Raw genomic sequence first — 24,960 nt, forward strand, 5'->3', positions numbered from 1 at the left:
ACAGCAGCACCACTGAGTCAAGATTTCAACTGCGTGTCCTGAACGGGGCACGTTTAACAAGCCATAGCAATCACGGAGGATCGGATGGCGACAACCGTAGCATCGAATATCGACATTGCTGAAACCTGGACGAAATTCAAAGCGGACACCAGCAACGTCGATCTGAGAAACATTCTCATCGAGCGCTACATGCCTCTAGTTCGCTTTAATGGCGAACGGCTCCGAGCAAAACTCCCCGAGGGAGTCGAGCTCGATGATCTTATCAGCGCTGGAATCTTTGGCTTGATGGATGCCATTGATGCGTTCGATCTCGAGCGAGGTGTGAAGTTCGAAACCTACTGTGTCCCCCGAATTCGCGGGGCAATGTTAGATGAGCTGCGAACCATGGACTGGGTGCCCCGACTCGTTCGGAGCAAGGCGAGCAAGCTCAATGAGGCGACCAAACTGCTGGAAGCCAAATACGGCCGCTCCCCTTCCAATCACGAGCTCTCGCAATACATGAGCATAAGTATTGACGAGCTCGAGAAGATGAAGAGTGACGCCGCTGCCGTGGGCTTGGTATCGCTCAATAAGAAATGGTACGAAACCGATAGCTACAAAGATGTTCGAGAGATCGATGTTCTCGAAGATAAACGTAGCGAAGACCCCACCCGTCGCGTCAGCAAGAGCGACCTCATGAGACTTGTCACGAAAGGTCTCAACCGCAATGAACGCCTCATCATCATTCTTTACTACTACGAAGAATTGACGATGAAGGAGATTGGGGCAACTCTCGATCTCAGCGAGAGCCGTGTTAGCCAAATGCACACGAGCATCGTACAACGGTTGCAAGAGCAGTTGGGACGCAAGCGACCTGAAATGGACTAAGCTGTTCCTTGCAAAGCTCGCAGGCAAATCATTCGCTTGTCAAACATCTCATGAACCGGGCAGTATCAAATGCCCGGTTTATTTTTTTGCAACCGTGATGTAAGCGTAATGGCGCAAGACATACGGTGACTCCGGCAATGCGAAGCGAGCACAGAGTCACCTTTAGCGAGAACAGCCGTAAATCGCTGGTGACTAATCGGGGTCACATCCATCTTTCTTCAAAGCTTGCCGACCGGACAGGTTAAGTTGGTAGGCGATTGATTCGTTGACGCCCTATAGGAAGAGCTCGCGCCCGTTCCCCTATGAGGGACATTGCTGCGCGACGCAATCCTAGCTTCCATAATACGGTGAGATCATAAGATAAGCGATAACTCCTGTGACGGAGACATACAGCCAAATAGGGAACGCCCATTTGGCGACTCGTCTATGTCGGGCAATTTGATTCGTGAATGCGAACAGAAAAGCCCTTAGCACGAGAGGCAGGACGACGAGCGACAAGGCGATGTGTGAGATCAAAACAAAATAATAAACGATTCGGATAGGCCCCTCGCCTCCGAAACGCGTCGACTCATTGGTTAGATGGTAGGTCACGTAACATACGAGAAACAATGCCCCCAAGCCTATCGCGCTAGACATCAAAAGTCGGTGCAAATTTATCTTTCCGGCCTTCTGGGCGATAAAGCCTGCGACAAGAATAAGTGAGGTGATTGTGTTAATCCCTCCGATTACATGGGGAATCACTTTGGTCCAGCTACCCAAATCCAGTTTAAACGGAACCCCGAGCAGCAAAGCTACGACGACCGGGATGGCGACCGATAGAACATTCACGACGAGATTGGCGTTTTTCTCTGCTAAGCCTGATGGAACGCTGGACACTATTGATGCTGCCTAAAAATTTGTTGGAACGAAAAACTCGAAAAGTCAGATCGCATCACGCGATCCGCCGAGGATTGGGGCCGCATGGTGGACTGATAAAACGTAGATAGACCCGTGCGACGTGCCTGTGCAGATTGTAGGTGCAAGGCTAGATTTGGGGGAGTCTTTCCTGGAAATCAGGCGGCTGCTGCGACGGTTTGGCTGGCCTCTTTGGGCATCGAAAGCTTGAACGACGTGGTGCATCGCTGCTTCATCCACTTAGATAGCTCGCGGAAATAGACTTCCCGCCGCAAATCGTCGTGCAGATCGTGCCGGCAACCTGTCCACAACTGCAGGGTTGCCAGGCCAGATGTGCGTCTCACAAACTCTTCGCTCGCCCTCGGGCAAACCAGTTTGTCTTCGGTCCCGTGCATCAAAATTGCAGGCGTTTTCAAATTCGATGCGTTTTCGACGGCCCACAGCCCGGAGTCAATCAGGCTGATCGCCATTTTGAGCGACATCCGGTTGTGAACATGCTTGTCCCGGAAATACGCGTCTTGAGCCCTGCGATCCTGACTGAGTTCCTTGGTCCGGACTGGGGCGTGAATTCGCAGGCTGGGAAATTTTCCTGCTAACCATCTTCCGATCGACATCATTTTTTCGCTAGGCATGTGGGCCGCGCGGAGCATAGGCGAGGCTGCGAGAACCCCGAAGAGGTTCGAGCAAAACTCAGGGCGACGCAGAGCGAGATTGAGGACCAGATTCCCTCCCATGCTCTGCCCAAATAGGAATTGAGGAATCCTGCCCCATTCGGCTCGGGAGATTTCAAGCCCCGCAGCAACTTCGTCCATCAATTGATCGTACGAGTCGATGCAGCCTCGCCTCCCCGAGCTGCGACCATGGCCCACTAGATCCATAGCAACCAATGCGACACCCATAGAGGCGAGCGAATTACCCAGCCCTGCGAACCGACCGCCATGATCCCCGAATCCGTGAATGACCGTCAGCGAAGCCCAAGGCTGAAAGGACTCGGGAAACCAGGAATGAACAAATCGATGCCCATTTGGGCTCGAACGCCTGCTGGTCCAAGTTGCCACGGGAGATTCGTATAGATTCACTCTACTGCCTTTTGTGACTCGAGTATCCTTCGCTGACGCAAGTTCACGCGGTCGCAAACAATGCCAGCGATTGGCTAACTGCTTGCCGTCAATGGTTGCGTAACATTCACAATCGACCCCGGGCTAGAAGAAAATGAGCGAAAAGCAGGATTGAAGAAAAAGGATTGGGCTCAGAGAAAAATAGGTAAACCAGCAAATCAACCTAACCGATACACGCAAGGCGGCGCCCCTTATCCAACTCAGAAAGCTAGTATTGGCCTTGAGCACTTCCGCAGAACGAATTCGGCAACAACTACGTAGCTTGGTCGTGTCACGACATCCTTCGGATAGTACAGACGGGAGTGATGATTCCGTAATCGAAACCATCTTAATCTCCGATGGCATGTACTTTGGGCGAAGGTTTTGTTTGTCCGGATACAGCTTGACCTTCTTCGCACAAGAAGAGCATGTGAAGGTCCTAGACGGTCAAAACGAAATGATCTACTCTGGCAGCTTAGAATTGTTCTTAAAACAGGGGTGGGGAGAGGCCCCGCAGGGAGCCCGAGCTGCCTAACCAGCCCGAGTTGGGCATCCAGTAGGTATGTTGGCCGATGAGGGCGCTGCCCAAGAAAGATATCTATGAGCCATATATCCACCGGTCGTCTACCAGATGAAGGCCTGATTCAATCGTTGTTGGAAGTTGCCTATCAACGTTTCTCGACGAACAGCGAAGGGGTCCAAAGCGATGTTTACCCGGCACTAGCGAATGCACCCCGCGATGCGTTCGGTATCTGTATTGTCGGAGCTACGGGGCGTGTTTTCGAAATCGGCGAGACGCGAGCGGAGTTCACAATTATGAGCGTCTCGAAACCATTAACCTTCGCCATTCTTTGCCAGCAGGTGGGGCCAGATGTCCTTCGCGAAAAAATTGGTTTAGAAGCGACCGGACTGCCATTTAACTCCCTTGCCGCAATAGAAAACGGTGCAGGGCTCACCAACCCCATGGTAAACCCGGGAGCGATCGCAGTGTGCAGTCTTTGCCCCGGAAATTCTCTGGAATCGAAATGGCAATTCTTGCTCACCGAGCTATCAAATTTCGCGGGACACGATCTCGCACTTGACGTGCCAGTTTACCAATCCGCCATGGCATCCAATTTTCGTAATCGCAGCACGAGCCGTTTGCTGCAGGCTTACGACTGTATTTACTGCGACCCCGACGAAGCGCTCGATCTCTACACGCGAGCCTGTTGCTTGTCGGTTACAGCTCATACCCTGGCCAGCATGGGAGCCACCTTAGCGGACGGAGGGGTTAACCCGGTGACCCGAAAGAGAGTCGTTCAGTCGATGGTGTGTCACTACACGCTTGCCAGTATGGCTACGGCTGGATTGTATGAACAATCAGGCAGTTGGCTTTATGATATCGGATTGCCCGGCAAAAGTGGGATCGCTGGTGGTATGATGACAGTCTCGCCTGGCAAGGGTGCCCTCGGTACGTATGCTCCTTTGTTGGATCCATACGGAAACAGCGTTAAGGGGCGATTAGTTGCCAAGTTCCTGTCTCAAGAATTAGGTATGGATCTGTTTATTTCCGCTCCTCATGTAGATGCGATCGAGCCTCTCATCAAAACCACCGAAGACCTATGATTCAAAAAATTCGAATCTCGCATAACACCAGCTATAAGTACTCCGAACCGGTTTCCTTTGGGGTTCACCGCATTCTAATCAGGCCTCGCGAAGGGCACGATGTTCGAATTATCTCTGCGACGCTCGAGGTCCAACCTGACGCAACGATTCGCTGGGTGCGAGATGTCGAGGGTAACTCGGTAGCTCTGGCTACATTTGCCGGCCCTTCAGACCTGTTACGGATTAACGCACAAATTGATGTCGAACTCTACGACGACCCCACTATTGAGTGCTTGATCGACGAGAACGCTCGCTCGTATCCGTTTCAGTATTCTCCCGACGAGCAAGTCGAATTGATTTCCTATAGACTGCCAAGCTATCCGTACGATGGTCCGGTTTTGCATCGCTGGCTTCAGGGGGTATATGCCCCTGGTCAATTGGTGGATACGATCGAGTTGTTGAACAGATTGAACACGTACATATTCGAGTCGCTGGAATACAAGCTTCGATGGGATCCGGGCGTGCAATTGCCCCACGAAACTATTTCCTTGCGATCTGGATCGTGTCGCGACTACGCTGTGTTGATGATGGAAGCGGCACGTTTTTGGGGCTTTGCTGCAAGATTCGTAACCGGCTACATTCAGCTTGCTCAGGGGCAACATGGTTCCACCCACGCTTGGACGGAGATTTATATCCCTGGGGCTGGCTGGCGTGGTTTTGACCCCACCAACAACAAGCTCGTAGGCTCCGAGCATATCTCTGTTGCCGTTGCACGCGAGCAAGAAAAAGCGGCCCCGATCTCGGGGACATGGAATGGCTCGTCGGGGGCATTCAACGGGATGGAGGTTTCGGTGCAAGTGTTCGCAATCTAGTTCTTTGAATGACTGTCGCTATCCATCACTGGGGCTCTCTCCGTTCCGTAGGAACCAAGTGTCACAAATCACAAATGGTGCCATCCATTTTTTGTTGCCAGTCAATGACCTTATGAACTCGAAACCTGCGTAATTTACGACTCCGTCAGCGCACCAACCGGATCGCACCCGGATAATCCGGTCACACCCGCACTTCACTTAACCATCTAAATGGTAACCAAGCGGTAAGTTAAAAGCCAGGTACACTCTAATGAAAGATTAAGGTGCGGCCTGCCTAATTCTGTCCCCCTTGGAGTTGATTAAGGACTTTGGCATTCTCCTCGTGGAATGTACACATTTCTTCAACTGACCTCTTTAATAAGTCCATGACAGTAAGACCACGAAAGTCACGAATGTTAACATCCGCGCCCTTCTCAACGAGTTTCGGAATCAATGACGCGTTGCGGAAGACCGCAATGTGGCAAGGTGTTGCTCCACCTATGGACTGAGCGTTCAGGTCAACGCCTGTAGTGGCCAATTCTAAAACTAGGTCAGTTTGAGCCTCTGGAACTCGGTGAAACAGTATCCTGTGCATGACATTGCGCCGAAGGTCATCGCAATCATTCCACTGACGCCAATGTTGCATCGCTGTCTTCAAGTACACCGCTCGGTCAAACGGATTTAACGCTATTGCCAAAAGCACATTCTCACCCCGCTCAGGGCAAAAGTCGATTCCGTTAGCGACTCGCCAATAGATATCAACATGTTCCGACAGATCCTCAGACAATGGCAAAATCGGGGATTCGCCACTCTTTATCAAGGACTCGAACCATTTGTGATTTTTCATGATGTACGAACAAAAAAGCAGGATTACTCCTGACTTTCCTTTCGTATCAACATCGAGTCCATCGGATCTAAGCGATTCCAGTTCTTTTGGATTCAATCCTTGTGGCCGCTCCCCACGAATTGACTTGAGAACTTTTTCTGCGAAGCGATTCGGAAACAAGTCCTCGACCGGGAACGTTCCAATATCGGTAAATTCCTGAGGTAATGCTAAGTGAGTGGCAACTAGACTAGCCTTCTGAATTGCTCGAGCAAGATTCTCCCGAGTCGAGAGCAACATGCTCCCAGCGACTAGTCCACCTCGACGATTGATGAAATCATCCAATGCTTCGAGCAGTTCCTCGCGATTGCCTGCATCATGCACGCAGTCCGAATGATAAAAAAGCCGCAATGCCTCCCAGCAATTTATCTCCACCAATTGATCAAAGTTGTGATCGCTGGCCTTTCCTGTTACGGATCCCAACTGATCCAGATAAGCGACAATAGAAGTCTTTCCCAACCGATTCTTCACACACGGGTCAACCCCCGCGTGGTACAACAGAGCATACTTACTGCGTTGCATTCTTTTTCGTGTATCAAATCTTTTTACCGCATCAATCGTAACCTCCATAATTCGTCGCTGAACCCCATCAGTGGAGTTCTCAACGCTGATTGGCCGGACGATGGGGCGATCATCGGATGACAGCACAAGCATGTGTAATAAGTTTCGACCTTGACCATCGACTTCGTTTGCTTTCCGCAAATAGCGGACAGCCTTCTCTACAAATTGTGGTTGCTCTGGGCAGTATCGAATAATAGTTCCATATGGTGCCATCCATCTTTTACTTGACTGTTTTTTACCCCCCGGTATCATTTGGAAAATGTCCCACTAACTAGAGGAGTCCATTCATGGGTAGACCACTACGCACAGAACAGTTCAGGCATGACGAGATCGCGGTAGTGCATTGTGTGCAGCGGTGCGTACGCCGTGCCTTTCTGGCCGGTTTCGATGCCGTTTCGGGGGTCGATTACTCCTACCGCCGCGAATGGATTCGTCGCAGATTCGAAGCACTCGCCTCGGTCTTCGCTATCGATATCCTCTCCTATGCGATTCTCTCTAACCACCTACATGTCATCTTACGCAATCGACCGGATGTGCTAGCCAACCTATCCGACGAAGAAGTCGCCATCCGCTGGCTTCGCGTTTTCCCAGGACGCAGACTCGAAGAACACTTGGCCGAACCATCGCAATCCGATGTCCAACGGGTTCTTGCCGATCCGGAACTCTTGGCCAAGATTCGGACGAGGTTGACGGATATTTCTTGGTTCATGCGTGCTCTAGCCGAGCCGATTGCTCGTTTTGCGAACCGACAGGATAACTGCACCGGCCGGTTCTGGGAAGGACGCTTCAAAGCGCAACGTATCGTCGATGATGCGGGTTTGTTGGCTTGCGCCATGTATGTGGACTTGAATCCGATTCGAGCTGCCTTGGCCGAGAGTCTCGAGAAATCGGTGCATACGTCGGTTTACGATCGCATCGAAGCGGAGAAGGGAAAGCAGATTCCTTCGGCGGCATTCGATTTAATACCGATCACGCACGAAGAGTCGGTGGCTCAGCGTGGCAAGTCACTGGCCGAGCAACGCCAGGATCACAAGGCCAAGAAGAAGGGGACCACCAAACAGGTGCCTCGAGACAGTTGGCTTGCTCCGCTATGTTTAGGGTCGGGAGTGTTGTCAAGCGACCCGCAAGTGCATCGTGACGGCCTGCGAGCAAGTGATAGGGGGTTTCTTCGAATCGACTGGAGCAGCTACAAGAAACTGCTTGGCTGGGTAGCCGAGAACAAGCCGAGTGCGGGTACGGTTGCGTTGCCGAAGCCGCTCAGCGACGCGTTGATTGCATGTGGCGTGGTGCCGGAGATGCTTTCGGACTTGGTGTGGAACTTCAAGAAGTACTTTAGCCGCTGCGTCGGAGGTACGGAGTCCATGTCGGGTGATGCGGAGCGGATAGGCAAGCGTTGGCACAGGGGCCAACGGCGAGCCGCAGCTTGTTTCAGCTAGGCTCGACTCGATAAGAACACTGTTCTTCTGACGCTCTACAGACGACTGCGAAGCTAAGCGGAGAGTCGCCCAAGCTTTTCTGCTCAGATCGCTGCTTGCTTCAACAGGTTTCCCTGTGCCAAATTTCGCTTCGCTCAAGGGCAACATGGGCCGAGCTATTCGTTTAGAAGATCCAATTCCGCTTAGACACTCATGAACACTAGGTGGAATCTCCGATTCGCCAATGCAGAATGTTTGGATGGCACTAACTGAAAATTCTTTTGAATTCGTGCGTCTGATTGGCTGCGATTAGAATGGGGTGACAGATCTAGAGGATTGTTTTTCTTTGGGAATTATTGTCGTTGTGAATCGAGGCCGCAAAAATGCGATTCAAAAGTTGTTTGTTGATCCCGCTCTTCTTGTGGGTATCCATTTGCTTTGGTTCTGATCAATATTTTCCAGATATCCATGCTCAATCGTCCAACGGCGAATGGCGTGTTGAAGCGGTCTCTCCTGACAATCGGCGAAAAGGTTCGCGGGGCTGGCAGAAAGATTTCGTCTATTCGCTTCACAGAGAGGGTAAAAAGATTTGGGAGCGAAAGCAAGCAGAGCAATCAGTGCGAGAGGACTCTCCTGTAGGTATCTCGGTATCGGATGATGGATGGGTGGCGATTTATACCGGAGGGGATCAACTGTTGTTCGTAGACGTGAATGGTCAGAATCGTGGACGAGTTCCCAGTGTGAAGATTAATTTGACAGACAAGGAACGAAGTGAATTCAAAGTATGGACGATCGAAGGAATGAGCTGGAGCCCGTTTTCGATTTGGCGATTTGTGAACTTCGACAGTCGAACATTATTCGTCGTTTACACGTGGTGGGGTGGAGGCATAGTATTTGACCCTGTGACGGGAGATTCCGTTCGAATCATCCCGACAATCGAAGCTTCGATTCGCAAGTATCAAATCGAATATTGCCGCACTCTTTTAGAGAATTCAAACGCTGATATTTTATGGGATGACGTTGATCAAGAAGTACTCGTCGCTGCTTTACTTGCTGGACAACTCGGAATGAAAGAGACGATCCGTGATCTAAGAAGACTACAACACTCTGAATATTCTGATCGCTCCGGTGGTGTTCTTGGGCTCGAAATGGAACACGGCGCAGTTGATCCTTTCTTCACAAGGCAGTTTACACTCCGACAGATTTGCCATTTGTCTTTACGCCGTCTGGGCGAGTCCCCTCGTGCACTACACGTACATGAATTTTTGCTAGTCGGAACAGATAATTACTTTAATCCTCCTGCGCAAGAGGATAGAGAAAAAATGTTGGATTTCGTAAAGTCGGGGATGTCGCCCGAGGAAGTGTTGGACATTCTTGGCTCACCTGATTTTATCTACTATCCAGAATGGTCCTATGATCTCGATGGAAAGTCGCCAGCAACTGCTAAGATATCCTGGAAGAATGGGAAAGTAACCGATGTAAGCCTATCCGAGCCACTATGGTTGCAAGGCAAAAAACGAGACAGATTGATTATCTATGGGTTTTGAAAGTGCGGGGTAGCTTTAGGGCTGATGAAAGAGTCCTGCAAACAAGATTTAGCCAATCACTTTGACCTCGAGTCATACGCTGATGGCGGTAACGTCATGGGTGTAGCCACAACAGAGGTATATGGAGGCAAGCTATCGAGCTGCGAAATCACACATTCCGAGTGCCGACACTGTTGTGTCTGTTGGAAGGCAATACATACCGTCGCGTTACTGGCAAGCGATGGTATGGCTCGGCGGAGTCCAAGAACCTGACCATGCGTAGAAACTTCAATCGCGAGAACCGGGAGGCCCTTTCAACTTCCAGCGATGGTCAGCAACCATCGTTGGAACGATCAGCGAACGCCCATGGCGGTAGGAGGAGTTGCAGAACTCCAAAACATTCGCTTTGCATGAATTGGGGCTCAATCAGAGTATGTCCATTATTCTGCCTTCGATCATTTTGCCTCTCCCGACTTGAGGGATGTCGCATAAAATGCAGGATAATGTGTTAAGGGCCGAATTGCGGTCGTAGACCCGTTGTTCGGCATTGGGTGTAACGAGGTCGCTTTCATCATACCGGAGCTTGATAAGATCCGAACAAAGACCGGTACGATATAGATGGATCTGGTTGCGGTGAAAAAGCGACCGATGTTCCGGCGGCTCACGGAATTATCTCTGCTGGCACGCGCTGACCATGGAATGGGTCGTAATGACCGGGAATCTGCATCATCGAACTGGTAAATCGAGACTGAACGCTTATGCTAATACAATCACAGAGGTGAATTGTTCTTGTTCGCAACGGCTGAGGATCGCAACCTATGAAATATCTTATCATTCTATCCACGCTATGCTGCGTAATCGGCATAGGCTGCAAACCAGCAGAAGAACGTGAACGTGATCGGCAAGCCAGCCAGAATGCGGCACAGGATTCAGACCAATCTGCACAGGAATCACGGGTGGCCGGAGTTGGTGTTGGTAGGCAAGGGCAGAGTTTTGGTGAATTGAACCCAGCCAATCCGGCCAATTTCATCGCAGCTCCCGCAAAAGCCTACTTTCAGATCAAAGAAAGAATTGTCTTTGACCAAATTCATAAGTTGATGGACCTGTACCGGGCGACGAATGGGTATTTGCCCAAGACGCACGAGTCTTTCATGAAAGAGCTCGCAGACAACAGAATCAAGTTACCAGAATTGCCAGTGGGACAGATTTATCGTTATCGACCTGATGAGGGAGAGTTGTACGTCGAACCCGCTAACGCGAACGAGACTCCCTAGCTTTTTGTGTCGGTTAAACACTACCCCGGGTATTCATCCCCCGGCTTCACCTATTAGACGGCAGTGCCATGCGTTTTGACGGCGTTATTTTCGATTTAGATGGAACTTTGCTCGACTCGCTCGAGGATATTGGGACCGCTGCCAATCGCGTGCTCGAGGATTTGGGTAGACCAACTCACGCGCTCGTTGACTATCAGTTTTTGGTGGGCGATGGCGTGTCGGTTTTGTTTCAAAGAGCCTTGCCAGAAACGCTGACCGACGACAATTTGATGCGGCAGTGCACAGAGTTGTTCGAGGCGGCCTATCAGGAAGAGTGGAATAAACGTTCCAAACCATACGAGGGTATCCCCGAAATGCTCAATTCCTTGAGAGGAGCGAATCGCTTGCTCGGTGTATTGTCCAATAAACCGGAAGCTTTTACCAAGCGTTGTTCGGATTACTTCTTTCCAGATATTCCTTTTGATCTGGTCGTAGGGCATTCGGCCCGGTTTCCACGCAAACCTGACACGGCAAGTGCCCGTTGGATGAGGGAGCAATGGCAAATCGATTCGAATCGTATCGCTTATGTGGGTGATACGAACACCGATATGAAAACTGCAGTTGGAGCAGGTTTTTTTGCGATTGGTGTGACGTGGGGCTTCCGCCCCGAGAGTGAGTTACGCGAACATGGTGCAATGCACGTGGTGCATTCTGCTCGAGAGTTACAGTCAATGTTGCTTGAGTAGGGTACCCCGATAGCTGGAATGGCACTATTGGATCGCGTAGTGTTGCAACACTAGAGACCGCGAATCCCATGAAGCCAACGATTTCTCCAGGTCGCCCGGGTGACCAAGGTAAACAAGAAGACTTTGAAACGACCAAAAAGCGGATCCACCAAAGACTAGTTGACAAGCTTGACTTGTCTCGTGTCGGCGACCTGAAAGGGGAATCTTTCCGGCGAGAAATCCGAGCGGTTATCGAGCACCTTTGCGATGGTGAAAAGACTCACCTAAATCGGTCTGAGCGTGACAGACTTATCGATGAGGTGCTGGATGAGACGCTCGGGTTAGGACCGCTCGAGTTCCTGCTCAAGGATGCTTCCATCAGCGACATTCTGATCAATGGTCCAAAGAATATCTTCGTCGAACGTCGCGGCAAGCTAGAAAAAACGACAGTCGAATTCCGTGATAACTCACACTTGATGCAGATCATCGACCGAATCGTATCCAAGGTTGGACGGCGGGTCGATGAGACGTGCCCCATGGTGGATGCGCGGCTAGAGGATGGATCGCGGGTTAACGCGATTATCCCACCTCTGGCATTGGACGGTGCGGCGGTTTCCATTCGTCGTTTTGGTTCGAACCCTCTCAAGCTGGAGGGGTTGCTGAATTACAAAGCATTTACCCCTGAGATGGTGATGTTGCTCGAGGGATGCATCAAAGCTCGGCTGAATATCATTATCAGCGGTGGTACGGGCTCAGGTAAAACCACTCTCTTGAATACGCTAAGCAGCTTTATCCCGAACGACCAGCGAATTGTAACGATCGAGGACGCTGCTGAACTTCAATTACAGCAAGAGCACGTGGTCCGATTGGAGACCAGACCTGCTAACATCGAGGGTACAGGAGCTGTCACCGCAACGGACCTAGTCAAGAATGCCCTTCGGATGCGACCTGAGCGGATCATCATCGGTGAATGCCGGGGGGGCGAGACGCTCGACATGTTACAAGCTATGAATACCGGTCACGATGGATCTATGACCACGATTCACTCCAACTCGCCGCGAGATGCGATCGCCCGTCTGGAAACCCTAGTGATGATGTCCGGGTTTGAACTACCAGTCAAGGCGATCCGACAGCAAATTGCTGGGGCAGTGGATCTCATCATCCAGGCTAACCGATTGCAAGGGGGGCCGCGTCGCGTGCTCAATATCACCGAGGTTCAAGGTATGGAACAGGACACGGTGGTGTTGCAGGACATCTATCGCTTTGTTCAAGACGGTGTGGATGAAGCTGGAAAAGCAACCGGATACTTCGAAGCGAGCGGCGTGCGACCTTCGTTTATGTCACGACTGGAGGCAGCGGGCATTCGTCTGCCTGCCAGTGCTTTCCGACAACGAATCATGATGCGAGCCTAGAGCAATGGTTTTGATTATCATACTCACCACATCGATAGGTATATGCGTGGCTGCCATCATCGGGGCGGTCGCGTTTGCCATGCAAGGTGATGAAGAGTCAATTGCTGAAAGTCGACTGCGTTCTCTGACTAGGTCCTCGTCAGCAGCTGCGCTCGAGGAACAAGAGCTAATGATTCGAAATCCGCTCGAGGGAAAAACCTCGTTGCTGGATGAAGTGTTGACTCGAATGTTTGACGTGAAGTCTATGCTTGATCAGTCGGGCATGAAGCTGACCGTGTCTCAACTTTCGCTAATCTGTATTGGATTGGGATTGGTCACGACGGTCGGTGTCGCGTTGGCCCCGATACCGATACTGCTGGCTCCCGTCGCGGGTTTGGTCGTGTTTTTCCTTCCGCTCCTCGTGATTCAGTTTAAGCGAAAAAAAAGGATCGCCAAATTCAGCTCCCAACTACCCGATGTGTTGGAAATGCTCAGTCGCTCGCTCCGAGCGGGGCATTCGCTGGCTGCGGGAATTGGATTAGTTGCTGAGGAAATGCAGGACCCCATTGCAAGCGAGTTCCGTCGTGCTTTTGAGGAGCAAAAGCTTGGGGTTTCTCTCGAAACCTCTCTGCTAAGTATGACGAAACGGGTTCCCAACCTAGATCTTCGTTTTTTTGCGACTGCTGTGATTCTGCAACGTACCACTGGGGGGGATTTGGCCGAAATTCTGGACAAGATCGGTCGCCTCGTTCGTTCTCGGTTCCGATTGGCGGGTCAAATTCAAGCGTTGACGGGTGAGGGACGATTGTCGGGAGTTGTGTTGCTTGCCCTTCCCCCCGGTTTGTTTCTCATCATGCTTTTCCTCAATTATGAATACATCACAAAGCTCTTCACCGACCCGATGGGGCAGCGATTGTTGGGGCTTGCGATTCTGATGCAGCTGGCGGGAGCCTTTGTTATCAGGAAGATTATCGACATCAAGGTATAGCGCAAAGATAAAGCAAAAGGTAAATCTGCAAATGAATACATTCATCATCCTTGCCTTCCTCGATCGCAATCTCATGATTGTTGCTGCCGTGTTCCTTGGCGTGGGGGCACTCGCTTGGCTGCTGATGGACATGTTTGGTTCAGACAAGCGAGCTGTAGCCGAGGATCGTCTCGACCGACTTAATGATCTCAAGAGAAAATCGTCTGACTCCTCCGACAGCGGCGGCCAGATGGATCGTTTTGCAAGCGCTCTCGAAAATGCATCCCCATCGCTATCGAAGTATCTTGAACCCAAGACAACCGTTGAGCGAGACAAACTGACGCAACGACTTTCGGAAGCCGGCTTCCGAACGGAATCTGCTGCTGCAATGTTTTTGTCGATCAAAGTGATCGCGGGTATCACGGGCTTTATCATGGGAGGGGGCGTTTCCGTCATCCTTTATGGGCTCAACACTGGCGTGTTGCTCAAAGCTTTTCTGGGTGGTGGAATACTGTTCTTCCTGCCGGAGTTCATCCTCGATTTTCTTGCTAAGAAACGAAGGCAGGCAATCACACTAGCCTTGCCTGATTGTTTGGATTTGTTGGTAGTTAGCGTAGAGGCTGGGCTCGGGCTTGATCAAGCGATGCGAAAGGTTGCTGAAGAGATGGCGGCATCCTATCCTATTTTGACGGAGGAGATCCAGCTGTGCACGCTACACCTCCAAATGGGCAAGGTTCGGGCCGAGGTGCTTCAGGATCTTGGAAACAGGACGGGCGTGGAAGATCTGAGAACGTTGGCTTCGCTTCTGATCCAAGCGGACAAGTTCGGCTCTGGAGTCGCACAAGCCCTTCGTGTTCAAAGCGACTCGATGCGAATCAAGCGACAACAGATCGCAGAGGAGAAGGCTGCTAAAACCGCCGTGAAGTTGATCTTCCCCCTGGTTATTTTCATCTTCCCGGGGGTGTTCGTGGTTCTGGTTGGACCGGCTGCGATTCAAATGGCGAGGGAAATGTTGCCGGCTATGGCTGGACAAAACTAACGGTAATTTTCGTTTACCGGTTGCCACCCTGCGGTTTGCCGAGTTTGATATATCGGCAGGAACCGGTAGTAAACCTCGAGGCTCAAGCAACCGAGGGCTGTTGTGTAGATCCTGCCTCCATAAGGCCCCCAGACACACGTCGGGGCCCATGAGCCGCGATCGGGACCCGAGGTAACTTGACTGGAGACGAGCCTAGCTTTCATGGCGTCATTCCACTTGTTCCAGGATAAGTCACCTTCGTCAGCCCCTCGCATTTGAAACATTGCTAGGGTTGCATAGTACCAATAGTAGAAATTGTCCTCTCGGTCTCCAGGTAGCTGACTTAGCATCATCCGTTGCGATTCACGCTGAGCGGCTAGGGTTGTCGGAACTCCCAAGAGCAATCGAGAAGCCATGGCCTCTGCGGTCATTGTCGCAGTAGGGGCATCGGGTTGACCGTAGGCGAGTCGTGGTCGATAGGTGGCCAAGCCGCGATCGCTTCCGACAGCCACGGAATCTAGAAAGCGATGCATAAGTTTTCGCTTGGAATCATCAAGAACGATAGCCTCGCCGCGAGCCGCGCTCAAAAGGAACATCGCTTGCCAACCAAACTGACTCGTATCACCGGGGTCGTTGGTCGCAAATTCGTATCTCCAGCCACCAGTCTGTGGATTCATAGCACGCACGGAATAATCGGCCGCTCGGAACACAACGGGCGCCAATGCCGGGTCTTTAGTGATCGCGTAAGCCTCTGCCAATGCGAGTGCGGCCATTCCGTGACTATACATGCGAGCGAATCGTACTACTTCTTCGCGACCATTCTGATCGTGTCCCGACAAGTCGCCGGATGCCTTCTGCTGAGAAATCAAATATCGTAGCCCGGCGGCTACGTTCGCCGAGTATTGACCATCGTAGTGATGGTGCCCTGCTCCCAAAAAAGCGAGGATTGCTAGTCCTGTCATAGCTGTATTGGCCCGCGCTCCGGCGTTCTGTCTGCGTTCACCATCAGGTCCGATCCGATTGATCATGATGGGATTTCCTCCACCATGCTGAGCTGCGTACCAGCCACCATCGGTACTCTGAGCGCGAGCTAACCACTCCAAAGCTAGTTGCACCGAAGCTTCGGTGTTCTCATCGCCTCCACCCGCACGGACAATTTCCATCCGATTTATGGCAAAGCGGTTTTGGTAAGGGGACGTTGCAGGAGGAGCGGTCGTCGATGATTGTGGCGTCGATAGGGGTACAAATCTCGACTCCTCGATGGGCCGCTGGGCAATCAAGTCGCTTTCCGAGGGAAGAACGGGAGCTGACGAGGAAGCCGACGCTTCGGCCACTGTTTCCGATTCCAGGCTTTCTAAAAAATCGTTCAACGCAGCATCGTCGAACGTGGATGGCTGCGGAACAAAGGCTAGTTCCTTTAGTGCAACTGTTCGCTCCTGCGCTGGCATCAACGTCTCAGGTAGTGCCGCCACTTCCATCTTCTCTTGTTGCCTGTCTTGTTGCTCTGGCAAGGGGGCTTCCCATGGCTGCACGCGATTGGTGGCTAGGGCCTCGCGGTCCGAATCACTGTCCCTTGCGTTATCCTCGGGGTAGGGCGAGTTGGTTTCCAGAAGGTTTGGATCGAAAGGGGCGCTCTGTATGCTGACATGCATGGATGGCGTTTTGGGACCACCCAACGCACCGCCCCCCGTACCGGGAGTGCTGACCCGAGTTCCATAGGCGTACATAAGCAACCAGATGTGCGCAAGAAACGCGAGGGCGACGCATTTCGTCAGCGGCTTCTGCTGCCCCCACTTGGTCCACGATGCTACTAAGAGGGCTAAGGCAACAACCGCGAAGAGCACACCTAGAACGACCGCCCACCAGCGGACGCCAAAGACACCAACGACTGCGAGAGAATTCTCCCACAGGATAACATCGACTATAATGGGCCATGAGAATGCCATGGATCAACGCCGTTGGCTATTAGGCATTTGGTACTCGGCGTTGCGTAGCTCCAGATTGTAGACGCCCGCCTTGCGAATCGCATCAATCACGGTGCTCACAGCTTGGTAGCTGCAGTTTCCGTCAGCTTTGAACTGAATTTTGAGATCCGGGTAGTTTGCTCGCTGATTCGCTAGCGCAGCGGATAGCTCGCCGATGCTCACTGGGCGATTATCAAACACAATGGAATTGTCCCCCTTGAGAGCCACCACTTTCCCTTGTGGTGGATTCAGCATGGCCCCACCATTGGAAACTTTGGGCAGATTTACCTCGATGCTCCCTTCTGTTTCCGAGAATCTAGTACCTACCATAAAGAAGATAATCAGCAGGAATAACACGTCGATCATGCTGGTCAAATTGATACCGGCCGATTCTTCGTGATTTATCTTCAGAGGCATCCTGGCACCTTGTTGCTACGCGGCCTTGCGACTTCTAGAACGGGTTCGTCCAGAATCGTTCTCAGCTAAACTCTCTGCGGAAATGGCATCCACGAGCTGTTGTGCATGCCGATCCATTTCCATGACAAGACGATCGGTGTGTCCAAGAAAATACATATACATCATGTAAGCTGGGATGGCGACGAGCAGCCCAGCGGCGGTGGTCAGCAGCGCTTGGCTGATCCCACCTGCCAGCATCTCCGGTCTCCCCATTGCCTGCGAGCCTGCGATATCGTTAAAGGACTGTATCATTCCCATGACGGTGCCGAGCAGACCGAGTAGCGGTGTCACATTGCTGATGGCGTTCAGAAGTCGCATGTGCCGACGAAGTGTGTTGGTCTCTCGCTCTCCAGCATCCAAAACCGCTTGCTCGACTTCAACTGCGGGGCGTCCGTAACGCTTCAAGGCGGAAGCCAATATAGTCGCGATGGCGCTGGGATTGCGCTCGCAAAGCTCTAAAGCTTCGTCCCGATCGATTTGCTGTTGTTGGAGTTGCTCGATCAGCCGCTTGACGAATGGGCGAGGAATCACACGACCTGTTCGAAGGTTGATCAAACGCTCAAAGGAGAAAACGGTTAAAACAAACGAACAAATCGCGATGGGATACATCATGATGCCGCCATCATGAAAGATCTGCAGTAGACTGCGAACCGGAATTTTTCCGTCTTCGGGAGCGTCCGTTTCGGGAGTCGCGGAGCCCGTTGTCAGCCCAGTGTTCGGGTTTGCTGCCAATCGTGCATCAGGTTGTGAAAAGCCAGATGGGTTATTCGCAGCATTGCTGGAAGCAGCATTAGCGTTGAAGACTCGGTTGTTTTGTGGTTGCTGGAATACGCCGGGTTGCTGAGGCGAATATCCGTTCTGAGAATAATTCGGAGCTTGTCCGGATGCGACTACTGGAGTGAATACTGTTAAAAATCCAACGAGGGCAATCCAGACCTTTAGTCTGCTGCAATCCGTCGAAAAACAGGTGCTTCGTAATAATGGATTACTACTCATCGTTTCGTCCCTGAACCGATTCGTTCGACCTGTTTTGTGGATAAGTTAAGATCAGATTTTCTGGCCAATGCATCTCGCGCGAAGGGCGATTCAGGGTATTCCGTAATCACCTTTTCGTAGTGTTCGTCGGCTTCTTGGAAACGATTCCTTTGCTCTGCACATAATCCCATTTGAACTATGCTAGCAGCACACCAGAGCCGTTCGCTTGGAAAACGAAGAACAACGTTGTACGCCTGACTCGCTTCTTCATAACGCCGCTGCATCATGTAGGTCTCGCCTACCATCCAGGCAGCCCGAGCAGCGAGGCTGACTGGCTCGGTAATGGTGGTGAGAATGGAGCGAGCTGAGTCAAACTCCGCTCGCGCTACCTGACATCGCGCTAATAGATAATCGACTTCGGACCTTCTGTTCCATTCAGGAAAATCGTTACGAATCGCAGAAACGATGCGTTCGGCTTCCTCCCAGAAGTTTTTGTGTGCTAGCAATTCTGCTTGCCAAAGCCACACGCGTTGTCTCCAACTCGGGGCAGGTGCAGAACGCCTATCTAGCTCCGCCAACCAGGCGACAACGGGTTCTAGTTTTCCCCATGCCTCAGTCCGATAGTAATGCTGTGCTAGATCGAGGCGAATGTTGGCCTGCAAGTCCTCGGAAAGTGAGCTATCCTGCAAAAGCGAATCGAGGAGCTCACTTCCTTCGGCTGCCTGATTCGTTTCGATTTTCGCTTTTGCGTTCAAGTACAAAGCGTAGGTCGTCCAACTGTCTACTTGGCCTGAGTCGATCGCTTGCTCAGTCAGCTGCAACACACCCTGCCAGTCACTATCTATGGCAGCTGCGTAGGATAACCTAATGCGGGCTTCGGTGGATTCGCTAGCGTTCGGGTGGGTACGAACGAGGGACTGGAGAACGTGAATCGATTCCTGCCGCGAACCGGTAATTGCAAGGCCGTTTGCTAGCTCTAGCATCGACGTTGCTGAGACCCCAGAATGATTCATCTGAGCTAAATCAGCAATGCAGTCGGCCAGGTAAGTAGATCGGTTTAGCTGAAGATCATTGGTCGCGAGCGATACGAGAATTTGACTGCGAAGCTCCGCGTCGCTACCCACGGATTCTAAAGCCTGCTGGAGGTAGGAGGATGCGGATGGATAATCGTTAAGTCTTTTGCTAGATAAATTTCCCAGCTCTGCGAGAATTCTTGTGAAGCGTGTCGTGCTCTGCGAGTCATCAGCAAGTCGATTGGTTAGTCGCTGCTTGGCTTCCTGCACTCTGCCTTGAATGGCATCCCATCGGGAAAGCAAAATGGTCGCTGATTCTATCCAATGGGACCACGATGGCGACTTGATGGCCCCACCCGATTGGGCAACTTGGGTTTCGAAGGCATTCGCTTTGGTAAGCCAACTCGCCATGCCGTCAGCGGTCTCGTCGTTTGCTGATAGATTCCAAGCAGACATGGCAGCGAAGTATTCGCATTGCAGCCCCAATTCCGTGCCGGAACTGACGGAGGCAATGGTTTGGTAAAGCGATCGAGCTTCGTTGTACTTGCCAGCCGAAAACAAACGATTCGCGTCTGAAAATTTTGTCGCAATGCTCCGTTTGTCTCGGGTGAGGTCGATAGCTTGCGACTCATCGTCCCGTTGTCCAAAGACGGATGAATTGCAGAGGGGCAGGAATGCAATGCTGCTCAAGAGGCACAAAACAAGTCCCAGCGATGACCTTTTACAGTCACGCCTACTCTCGAATATAGAAAAAAATCGCCGACTGGTTTTTGACACGCTCCAGGTCTCTCAAAGTGCCCACATCCTTCCTATTCCGTTCAATACTCGAAGCAGTGGATTCGCCGCAAGGGGGCCGGTGACTTTACGGTTCGTCTCGCAAGGTCTCAACTCATGGAACGAAGTGGAATCGGTATTGACCTCGCTATCATCTATTTTGTAATCGCGGCGTTTTGCGGTGGGCGACAAATAGGGATCGGTTAACAGAAGGTCGAAATCATGAGTCTCATCAAAGAGTTTAAAGAATTTGCCATGCGAGGGAACGTCATCGACCTAGCTGTCGCTGTGGTTCTAGGTGGGGCGTTCACTAAAATCGTTACGGCTCTGGTAGAAAAAATCATCATGCCCTTGACGGGATTTCTGACGCAAGGCAGGAGCATAGAGGAGTGGAATTATACGATTCCACTACCGGAGGCTCTTGCAAGTAACAATATTAAGCCCGCTACGATCGGCTTTGGAGCGTTCGCTCAAGCAACGATTGACTTTCTAATCGTGGCGTTCGCGATCTTTATGGCGGTCAAGGTGATTAACTCGTTGAAGAAGAAACAAGAATCAGCACCGGCCGAACCACCAGCTACTCCAGAAGATGTTTTGCTCTTGCGTGAGATCCGGGATTCGCTCGCGAAAACAACCCCGCGTCGAGCAGACTAATACCCTCGCGGAATCGCTACAGATCCGGCTTGTATTGATTTAATGGCAGGTGTCGGTAGTAGGTTTCGAGACAGTAGATGGCTAGACAAGTCGCATAGAGACGTCCACCTCCATCGTGCGGATCGGATGACACCTCCCAGCTACCCTTATTGAGCCCCGACTGCTCCTGCATAGCGGGTAAATTCACTTTCATCGCGTCGTTCCATCGACGCCAATACTCTCCCCCGACGTGATGTAGTGCCGTGGTAGCATAATAGTAGTAGTAGAACGAAATCCGATTCCTGTCGGTGCTGACTAGGTTCTCGCAAAGCCATTCCGAACCACCTACGATTCTGCCATCGCTGGCCTTCCATCCTAGATACATTCGACAAAGCATCCCCTCCGCCGTCATGGCTGGTGATGCTTTCGAGTATGGCATATAGGAATAAGCCTCACCGTACTTGTCAGGTTCGAGCCGATCCCTTCGCTTTTGCACTTTGTCCAAAAAGTTATTAACTCGATCGAGCCTATCGCTTTCTACAGCTAGTCCTGCCATCCTTGCACTCATTAAGGCCATGACGTACCAACCAGTCACGCTCGTGTCACCCGGTTCGCGTGGCCTATATCTCCAGCCCCCATCGTCAGCTTGAGCTCGTATCGCATATCGAATTGCTCTCATGGCTATTGGCTCAAGAATAGGATCACTCGTTAATCCGTATAGTTCGCAAATGGCAATCGTGCATTGCGCTTGTGCATAGGTCTGCTGATTGCCGATGGCCCGCTTGGCGAAAAATCCGTCATCATCTTGAATGCTGAGCAAGTAACTCATTCCATTTTTTACGTTCTTGGAATATTGCGTGTTGGATTGGTGGGTGTGGCCAGCTCCTAGAAAAGCGAGCATCGCCATGGCTGTCGCGGCCGGTTCGTTTTCCGAGTTGGCACCTCCCTTATAAGGGCCGACCAGAGACCAAGCTCCGTTGCTGCGTTGTTGCTTGGCCAGCCATTCTAAACCGGCAGCCACAGCATCCTCCGTTCCCTGGGTTCCGCCATAAGCTTTGAGTAGCGTTTCCTTCATCAATCCAGATCGACCGATAAGCCCATTTTTTATCGCGATATCTGGACTGCTCAAATCGACAGTTGGTACAGCTGATGGTAACTCGATTTCTTCGACCTCTAGAGTGACGAGTTCGGCTAAATCAGGTATCTCCATTTCCGAATCGGATTCGACGGGATTAAATTCGAAAGCGGAAAGCTCCTCGGTTCCCTCGGTAAAGGACTCACTCGAGAGTAGGGTGATCGCGCTGCCGATTTTTTCGCTCAAGGGGACGATCGCGAGAAGCAGAATGATCGACAGGTGGACAATCAGGCTGACCAGCCACGAGGGGGTCTCACGCCACGCAAACAGATCCGCGAGCCGGGATTTCCAATCACGATTCTCGTCTTCGGAGGGAAGAGGGGCGTCAAGCACACTGTCGCTCGACACGCTGTCATCTGCGAAAGGTGGCTCAATGGGGGGAGCTGGTGGCGGGCTCGATGGGTGGAGGGTTATTTGAGGTGGCTCCAGCTGCGGCTGCTCCAGTCGCGGCGATCCCGGTGGCTGTGACCTCTGAGGTGGGGGCGGGGGGGGAATTGTCCCTTTTTGTGGAGTGTGATTCAACACGTTTGGGTCACCGCTCGGGAACTAGAAAATCGTAACGTTTCGCCATCTTTCCATTCAACTCCACACCCCGGAAAAAGTCGAGGGCAATAGGCGTAATACTAAGTTCCCGCCATCGACTCAAAACGACTCGTTCTCTAAGGATTGTAGCAGTGGGTCCGGGGTTGATTTGTTGGGAATAACTTGTGTGACGCTCACCTTGCTTCTCTTGAGCTCGTCGATTTGCGCCGCCATCTTTTGGAGCAGAGTTGCAATTTCTTCACCAGCTGCTTCCCCTAGATGAACGCTCAATGCCTTTCGAGCACCTGGAGACAGTCCGAGATCGTCTTTTTTCATAATACCAGCATCCTGGGTCAAAGTTTAGCGGATTGATTCTTTGGTGGACTCCCCATGGAGCTACTCGACGGTAACACTCTTTGCCAAATTTCGTGGTTTGTCAACGTCGCAGCCACGCATGACAGCTATATGGTAGGACAATAGCTGTAGAGGTATTGAAGTGACAATCGGCTGGAGAAAATCCTCTACGTAGGGTACCTCGATAAAATCGTCAACCAGTGCGTTGAGCGATTTATCTCGTTCGGTCACCACCGCTATAACTGGTCCGCCTCTAGCCTTAACCTCTTGTAAGTTGCTCATCACTTTGTCGTAGATCGTGGACTTGGAGAGGATGAACACCGAGGGGGTATGAGCATCGACCAGAGCGATGGGACCATGCTTCATCTCAGCCGATGGGTAGCCCTCGGCGTGAATGTAGCTGATTTCTTTAAGCTTGAGAGCACCTTCTAAAGCGGTTGGGAAGTTGTAGTGCCGCCCCAGGTACAGGAAATTGGTACAGTCTTTGTATTTGGCTGCAATCTCACGGACTTGAGCATCGCATCGCAACGCGGCTTCGACAGCCTCCGGTAGGGCCTCGAGTTGGTTGATAATGCGTTGTCCCGCTTCGTAGCTCAAATGCCTCAATCGTCCAAAGTAGAGTGCGAGCATCGACAGCACGCAAACTTGCGACGTGAACGCTTTGGTCGACGCAACTCCGATTTCAGGTCCCGCGTGCAGATAGATGCCTCCATCGGCTTCCTGAGCAATACTGCTGCCAATGACATTGCAAATGGCCAAGGTATGATGCCCCTTTCGCTTCATCTCTCGCAAGGCGGCCAAGGTGTCTGCTGTTTCACCGCTCTGAGTGATACCAAACACTAGGGTATTGTGATCGATTGGGGGGTTTCGGTAACGCAATTCGCTCGCATACTCTACCTCGACCGGCAATCTCGCAAACTCTTCGATAAGGTACTCACCAATAAGAGCAGAGTGCCAACTTGTACCGCATGCGGTAAGAATTAGTCGGTTGACACCTCGCAACTGCGAAGGGGTCAAATTCAGGCCCCCAAATTTTGCTGTCGCACTTTCACGATCCAGCCTTCCCCGCATCGCATTCCTAAGTGCAGCTGGTTGTTCGTGAATCTCCTTGAGCATGTAGTGTTCAAAACCTTCGAGCGAGACATCTTGCTCGGTTTTTTCCAGAACGCGAACCTCTGGTCGAACTCGCCCTTGCTCGCGGTGACGTACTTGAATGGAGTCCTTTGTTACGATAGCGAGCTGATGATCTGCTAGATAGATGATGCGTTCGGTATGTCCAACGAGTGGTGAGGTATCGCTCGCGATGAATTGCTCACCTTTTCCCACACCGATAACTAGCGGGCTGCCGCATCGTGCTGCCACCAGCAAGTCGGGGCGATCTCGAAACATTGCCACCAGCCCGTATGTGCCTCGCAATTCCTCAATGGCTAATCGGACTGCGTCAAAGTAAATACTGTTCGGACCATCATTCTTGGCAGAGCTGTCAGGAAGGGGAGCGTCCATTAACTGAAGCAAATAGTCAGCGATGAGGTGCGCTATCGCCTCCGTATCGGTATCCGATTTAAAGACGTAGCCTTTTTCAATTAATCGATCCTTAATCGATTGGTAGTTTTCGATCACCCCATTGTGGACGATGGCCACCAACTCAGTGCCACCGGTGTGCGGGTGGGCATTACATTCCGTAGCAGGTCCGTGAGTGGCCCACCGCGTATGGCCAATTCCAATACTCCCGTCGATGGGCTTTTGAATCAGCGTTTCCTGAAGCCTGTCAATTCTGCCAACGGCCCGGCCAAGTTGAAAGGAACCGTTATGTGCTAACGTTGCGATACCTGCACTGTCGTAACCGCGGTATTCCAATCGCCTGAGACCCGAGATTAGGAATGGAGTTGCATTCTCTTTTCCAACATAAGCAACGATACCGCACATCGCAGTGCCTCCTGAATGTCTCTAAGCGAAAATTTGACGGCGAAAATTTGACGATCTGCTCTCACGGAACACTTAACTCTACCAAGGCAGGATGCGATCCAAGAACCGCATCCTAGAAAGGCACACGTGAGAGTCTGAAGTGTACGCCTACAAAACAGTTGTAATGGAAACTTAAG

The 24,960-nt window shown here is 51.6% G+C and carries 22 protein-coding genes; 12 read left to right on the forward strand and 10 right to left on the reverse strand.

Going from position 1 to position 24,960, the window contains the following annotated elements:
- Positions 1-84 precede the first annotated feature (84 nt).
- A complete protein-coding gene (locus tag SH449x_RS00070) occupies positions 85-867 on the forward strand; it encodes a FliA/WhiG family RNA polymerase sigma factor (protein WP_482379279.1) in 783 nt (260 codons plus the stop codon).
- 330 nt (positions 868-1,197) lie between these two features.
- Here the strand turns inward: SH449x_RS00070 and SH449x_RS00075 are convergent, their stop codons facing one another.
- Together SH449x_RS00075 and SH449x_RS00080 are read right to left on the reverse strand one after the other, a co-directional pair.
- Positions 1,198-1,743 carry a DUF420 domain-containing protein gene (locus SH449x_RS00075; protein ID WP_482379280.1) on the reverse strand — a complete coding sequence of 182 codons (546 nt, stop codon included), beginning with the start codon at positions 1,741-1,743 and terminating at the stop codon, positions 1,198-1,200.
- A gap of 176 nt (positions 1,744-1,919) precedes the next feature.
- Positions 1,920-2,840 (reverse strand): lysophospholipase, encoded by a 921-nt coding sequence (locus SH449x_RS00080; protein ID WP_482379281.1) that lies wholly within the window; start codon positions 2,838-2,840, stop codon positions 1,920-1,922.
- A 259-nt stretch (positions 2,841-3,099) separates the two neighbouring features.
- Between SH449x_RS00080 and SH449x_RS00085 the strand changes: the two genes are divergently transcribed.
- The 3 genes from SH449x_RS00085 (at position 3,100) to SH449x_RS00095 (ending at position 5,314) form a co-directional block, all read left to right on the forward strand.
- Entirely contained in the window at positions 3,100-3,393 is a 294-nt protein-coding gene (locus tag SH449x_RS00085) for a hypothetical protein (protein WP_482379282.1), read from the forward strand.
- Between the two features lie 65 nt (positions 3,394-3,458).
- Entirely contained in the window at positions 3,459-4,463 is a 1,005-nt protein-coding gene (glsA, locus tag SH449x_RS00090) for a glutaminase A (RefSeq protein WP_482379283.1), read from the forward strand.
- Positions 4,460-5,314 carry a transglutaminase family protein gene (locus SH449x_RS00095; protein WP_482379284.1) on the forward strand — a complete coding sequence of 285 codons (855 nt, stop codon included), beginning with the start codon at positions 4,460-4,462 and terminating at the stop codon, positions 5,312-5,314. The genes glsA and SH449x_RS00095 overlap by 4 nt, the downstream gene beginning before the upstream one ends.
- 274 nt (positions 5,315-5,588) lie before the next feature.
- On the opposite strand, the gene SH449x_RS00100 is transcribed toward SH449x_RS00095, so the two are convergent.
- Positions 5,589-6,950, reverse strand: a complete 1,362-nt coding sequence (locus SH449x_RS00100) for a hypothetical protein (protein WP_482379285.1) — start codon at positions 6,948-6,950, stop codon at positions 5,589-5,591.
- Positions 6,951-7,024: 74 nt separating this feature from the next.
- Between SH449x_RS00100 and SH449x_RS00105 the strand changes: the two genes are divergently transcribed.
- From SH449x_RS00105 to SH449x_RS00135, 7 genes are all read left to right on the forward strand, one after another.
- Positions 7,025-8,173, forward strand: coding sequence for a transposase (locus tag SH449x_RS00105; protein ID WP_482379286.1), 1,149 nt, complete (start codon positions 7,025-7,027; stop codon positions 8,171-8,173).
- Between the two features lie 362 nt (positions 8,174-8,535).
- Complete coding sequence (locus SH449x_RS00110) at positions 8,536-9,699, forward strand: hypothetical protein (RefSeq protein ID WP_482379287.1); 1,164 nt, start codon at positions 8,536-8,538, stop codon at positions 9,697-9,699.
- Between the two features lie 797 nt (positions 9,700-10,496).
- Positions 10,497-10,952: a hypothetical protein gene (locus SH449x_RS00115; protein ID WP_482379288.1), complete on the forward strand. Its 456-nt coding sequence runs from the start codon at positions 10,497-10,499 to the stop codon at positions 10,950-10,952.
- Between the two features lie 68 nt (positions 10,953-11,020).
- A complete protein-coding gene (locus SH449x_RS00120; RefSeq protein ID WP_482379289.1) occupies positions 11,021-11,677 on the forward strand; it encodes an HAD family hydrolase in 657 nt (218 codons plus the stop codon).
- A 68-nt stretch (positions 11,678-11,745) separates the two neighbouring features.
- The gene (locus tag SH449x_RS00125; RefSeq protein WP_482379290.1) at positions 11,746-13,068 is read left to right on the forward strand and encodes a TadA family conjugal transfer-associated ATPase; all 1,323 of its coding nucleotides are present in this window, start codon (positions 11,746-11,748) and stop codon (positions 13,066-13,068) included.
- Between the two features lie 4 nt (positions 13,069-13,072).
- Positions 13,073-14,035 (forward strand): type II secretion system F family protein, encoded by a 963-nt coding sequence (locus SH449x_RS00130; protein ID WP_482379291.1) that lies wholly within the window; start codon positions 13,073-13,075, stop codon positions 14,033-14,035.
- Positions 14,036-14,066: 31 nt separating this feature from the next.
- Positions 14,067-15,053: a type II secretion system F family protein gene (locus tag SH449x_RS00135; RefSeq protein ID WP_482379292.1), complete on the forward strand. Its 987-nt coding sequence runs from the start codon at positions 14,067-14,069 to the stop codon at positions 15,051-15,053.
- On the opposite strand, the gene SH449x_RS00140 is transcribed toward SH449x_RS00135, so the two are convergent.
- From SH449x_RS00140 to SH449x_RS00155, 4 genes are read right to left on the reverse strand one after another with little or no spacing between them, the layout of a single operon-like run.
- Positions 15,050-16,978 carry a prenyltransferase/squalene oxidase repeat-containing protein gene (locus SH449x_RS00140; protein WP_482379293.1) on the reverse strand — a complete coding sequence of 643 codons (1,929 nt, stop codon included), beginning with the start codon at positions 16,976-16,978 and terminating at the stop codon, positions 15,050-15,052. The genes SH449x_RS00135 and SH449x_RS00140 overlap by 4 nt on opposite strands.
- Before the next feature lie 3 nt (positions 16,979-16,981).
- The gene (locus SH449x_RS00145) at positions 16,982-17,413 is read right to left on the reverse strand and encodes an ExbD/TolR family protein (RefSeq protein WP_482379294.1); all 432 of its coding nucleotides are present in this window, start codon (positions 17,411-17,413) and stop codon (positions 16,982-16,984) included.
- A gap of 15 nt (positions 17,414-17,428) precedes the next feature.
- Positions 17,429-18,448 (reverse strand): MotA/TolQ/ExbB proton channel family protein, encoded by a 1,020-nt coding sequence (locus tag SH449x_RS00150; RefSeq protein ID WP_482379295.1) that lies wholly within the window; start codon positions 18,446-18,448, stop codon positions 17,429-17,431.
- Positions 18,445-20,130 carry a tetratricopeptide repeat protein gene (locus SH449x_RS00155; RefSeq protein ID WP_482379296.1) on the reverse strand — a complete coding sequence of 562 codons (1,686 nt, stop codon included), beginning with the start codon at positions 20,128-20,130 and terminating at the stop codon, positions 18,445-18,447. The genes SH449x_RS00150 and SH449x_RS00155 overlap by 4 nt, the downstream gene beginning before the upstream one ends.
- A gap of 306 nt (positions 20,131-20,436) precedes the next feature.
- On the opposite strand from SH449x_RS00155, the gene mscL reads away from it, so the two are divergent.
- The gene (mscL, locus tag SH449x_RS00160) at positions 20,437-20,868 is read left to right on the forward strand and encodes a large-conductance mechanosensitive channel protein MscL (RefSeq protein WP_482379297.1); all 432 of its coding nucleotides are present in this window, start codon (positions 20,437-20,439) and stop codon (positions 20,866-20,868) included.
- 16 nt (positions 20,869-20,884) lie between these two features.
- On the opposite strand, the gene SH449x_RS00165 is transcribed toward mscL, so the two are convergent.
- The 3 genes from SH449x_RS00165 to glmS form a co-directional block, all read right to left on the reverse strand.
- Positions 20,885-22,330 carry a prenyltransferase/squalene oxidase repeat-containing protein gene (locus SH449x_RS00165; RefSeq protein ID WP_482379298.1) on the reverse strand — a complete coding sequence of 482 codons (1,446 nt, stop codon included), beginning with the start codon at positions 22,328-22,330 and terminating at the stop codon, positions 20,885-20,887.
- Between the two features lie 294 nt (positions 22,331-22,624).
- Entirely contained in the window at positions 22,625-22,840 is a 216-nt protein-coding gene (locus SH449x_RS00170) for a hypothetical protein (RefSeq protein ID WP_482379299.1), read from the reverse strand.
- Between the two features lie 60 nt (positions 22,841-22,900).
- Positions 22,901-24,784 carry a glutamine--fructose-6-phosphate transaminase (isomerizing) gene (glmS, locus tag SH449x_RS00175; RefSeq protein ID WP_482379300.1) on the reverse strand — a complete coding sequence of 628 codons (1,884 nt, stop codon included), beginning with the start codon at positions 24,782-24,784 and terminating at the stop codon, positions 22,901-22,903.
- Positions 24,785-24,960: the final 176 nt, after the last annotated feature.

The sequence above is a fragment of the Brakhagea baltica genome, assembly GCF_052161605.1.
In the GTDB taxonomy this organism is placed as follows: domain Bacteria; phylum Planctomycetota; class Planctomycetia; order Pirellulales; family Pirellulaceae; genus JBKCUI01.

Bases quoted from the DNA above. Each gene is read 5' to 3' on its own strand.
- SH449x_RS00105 (WP_482379286.1), top strand. From the start codon at position 7,025: ATGGGTAGACCACTACGCACAGAACAGTTCAGGCATGACGAGATCGCG.
- SH449x_RS00145 (WP_482379294.1), bottom strand. From the start codon at position 17,413: ATGCCTCTGAAGATAAATCACGAAGAATCGGCCGGTATCAATTTGACC.
- SH449x_RS00100 (WP_482379285.1), bottom strand. From the start codon at position 6,950: ATGGCACCATATGGAACTATTATTCGATACTGCCCAGAGCAACCACAA.
- SH449x_RS00140 (WP_482379293.1), bottom strand. From the start codon at position 16,978: ATGGCATTCTCATGGCCCATTATAGTCGATGTTATCCTGTGGGAGAAT.
- SH449x_RS00125 (WP_482379290.1), top strand. From the start codon at position 11,746: ATGAAGCCAACGATTTCTCCAGGTCGCCCGGGTGACCAAGGTAAACAA.
- SH449x_RS00110 (WP_482379287.1), top strand. From the start codon at position 8,536: ATGCGATTCAAAAGTTGTTTGTTGATCCCGCTCTTCTTGTGGGTATCC.
- SH449x_RS00070 (WP_482379279.1), top strand. From the start codon at position 85: ATGGCGACAACCGTAGCATCGAATATCGACATTGCTGAAACCTGGACG.
- SH449x_RS00170 (WP_482379299.1), bottom strand. From the start codon at position 22,840: ATGAAAAAAGACGATCTCGGACTGTCTCCAGGTGCTCGAAAGGCATTG.
- SH449x_RS00135 (WP_482379292.1), top strand. From the start codon at position 14,067: ATGAATACATTCATCATCCTTGCCTTCCTCGATCGCAATCTCATGATT.
- SH449x_RS00150 (WP_482379295.1), bottom strand. From the start codon at position 18,448: ATGAGTAGTAATCCATTATTACGAAGCACCTGTTTTTCGACGGATTGC.
- SH449x_RS00115 (WP_482379288.1), top strand. From the start codon at position 10,497: ATGAAATATCTTATCATTCTATCCACGCTATGCTGCGTAATCGGCATA.
- glsA (WP_482379283.1), top strand. From the start codon at position 3,459: ATGAGCCATATATCCACCGGTCGTCTACCAGATGAAGGCCTGATTCAA.
- SH449x_RS00130 (WP_482379291.1), top strand. From the start codon at position 13,073: ATGGTTTTGATTATCATACTCACCACATCGATAGGTATATGCGTGGCT.
- glmS (WP_482379300.1), bottom strand. From the start codon at position 24,784: ATGTGCGGTATCGTTGCTTATGTTGGAAAAGAGAATGCAACTCCATTC.
- SH449x_RS00120 (WP_482379289.1), top strand. From the start codon at position 11,021: ATGCGTTTTGACGGCGTTATTTTCGATTTAGATGGAACTTTGCTCGAC.
- SH449x_RS00095 (WP_482379284.1), top strand. From the start codon at position 4,460: ATGATTCAAAAAATTCGAATCTCGCATAACACCAGCTATAAGTACTCC.
- mscL (WP_482379297.1), top strand. From the start codon at position 20,437: ATGAGTCTCATCAAAGAGTTTAAAGAATTTGCCATGCGAGGGAACGTC.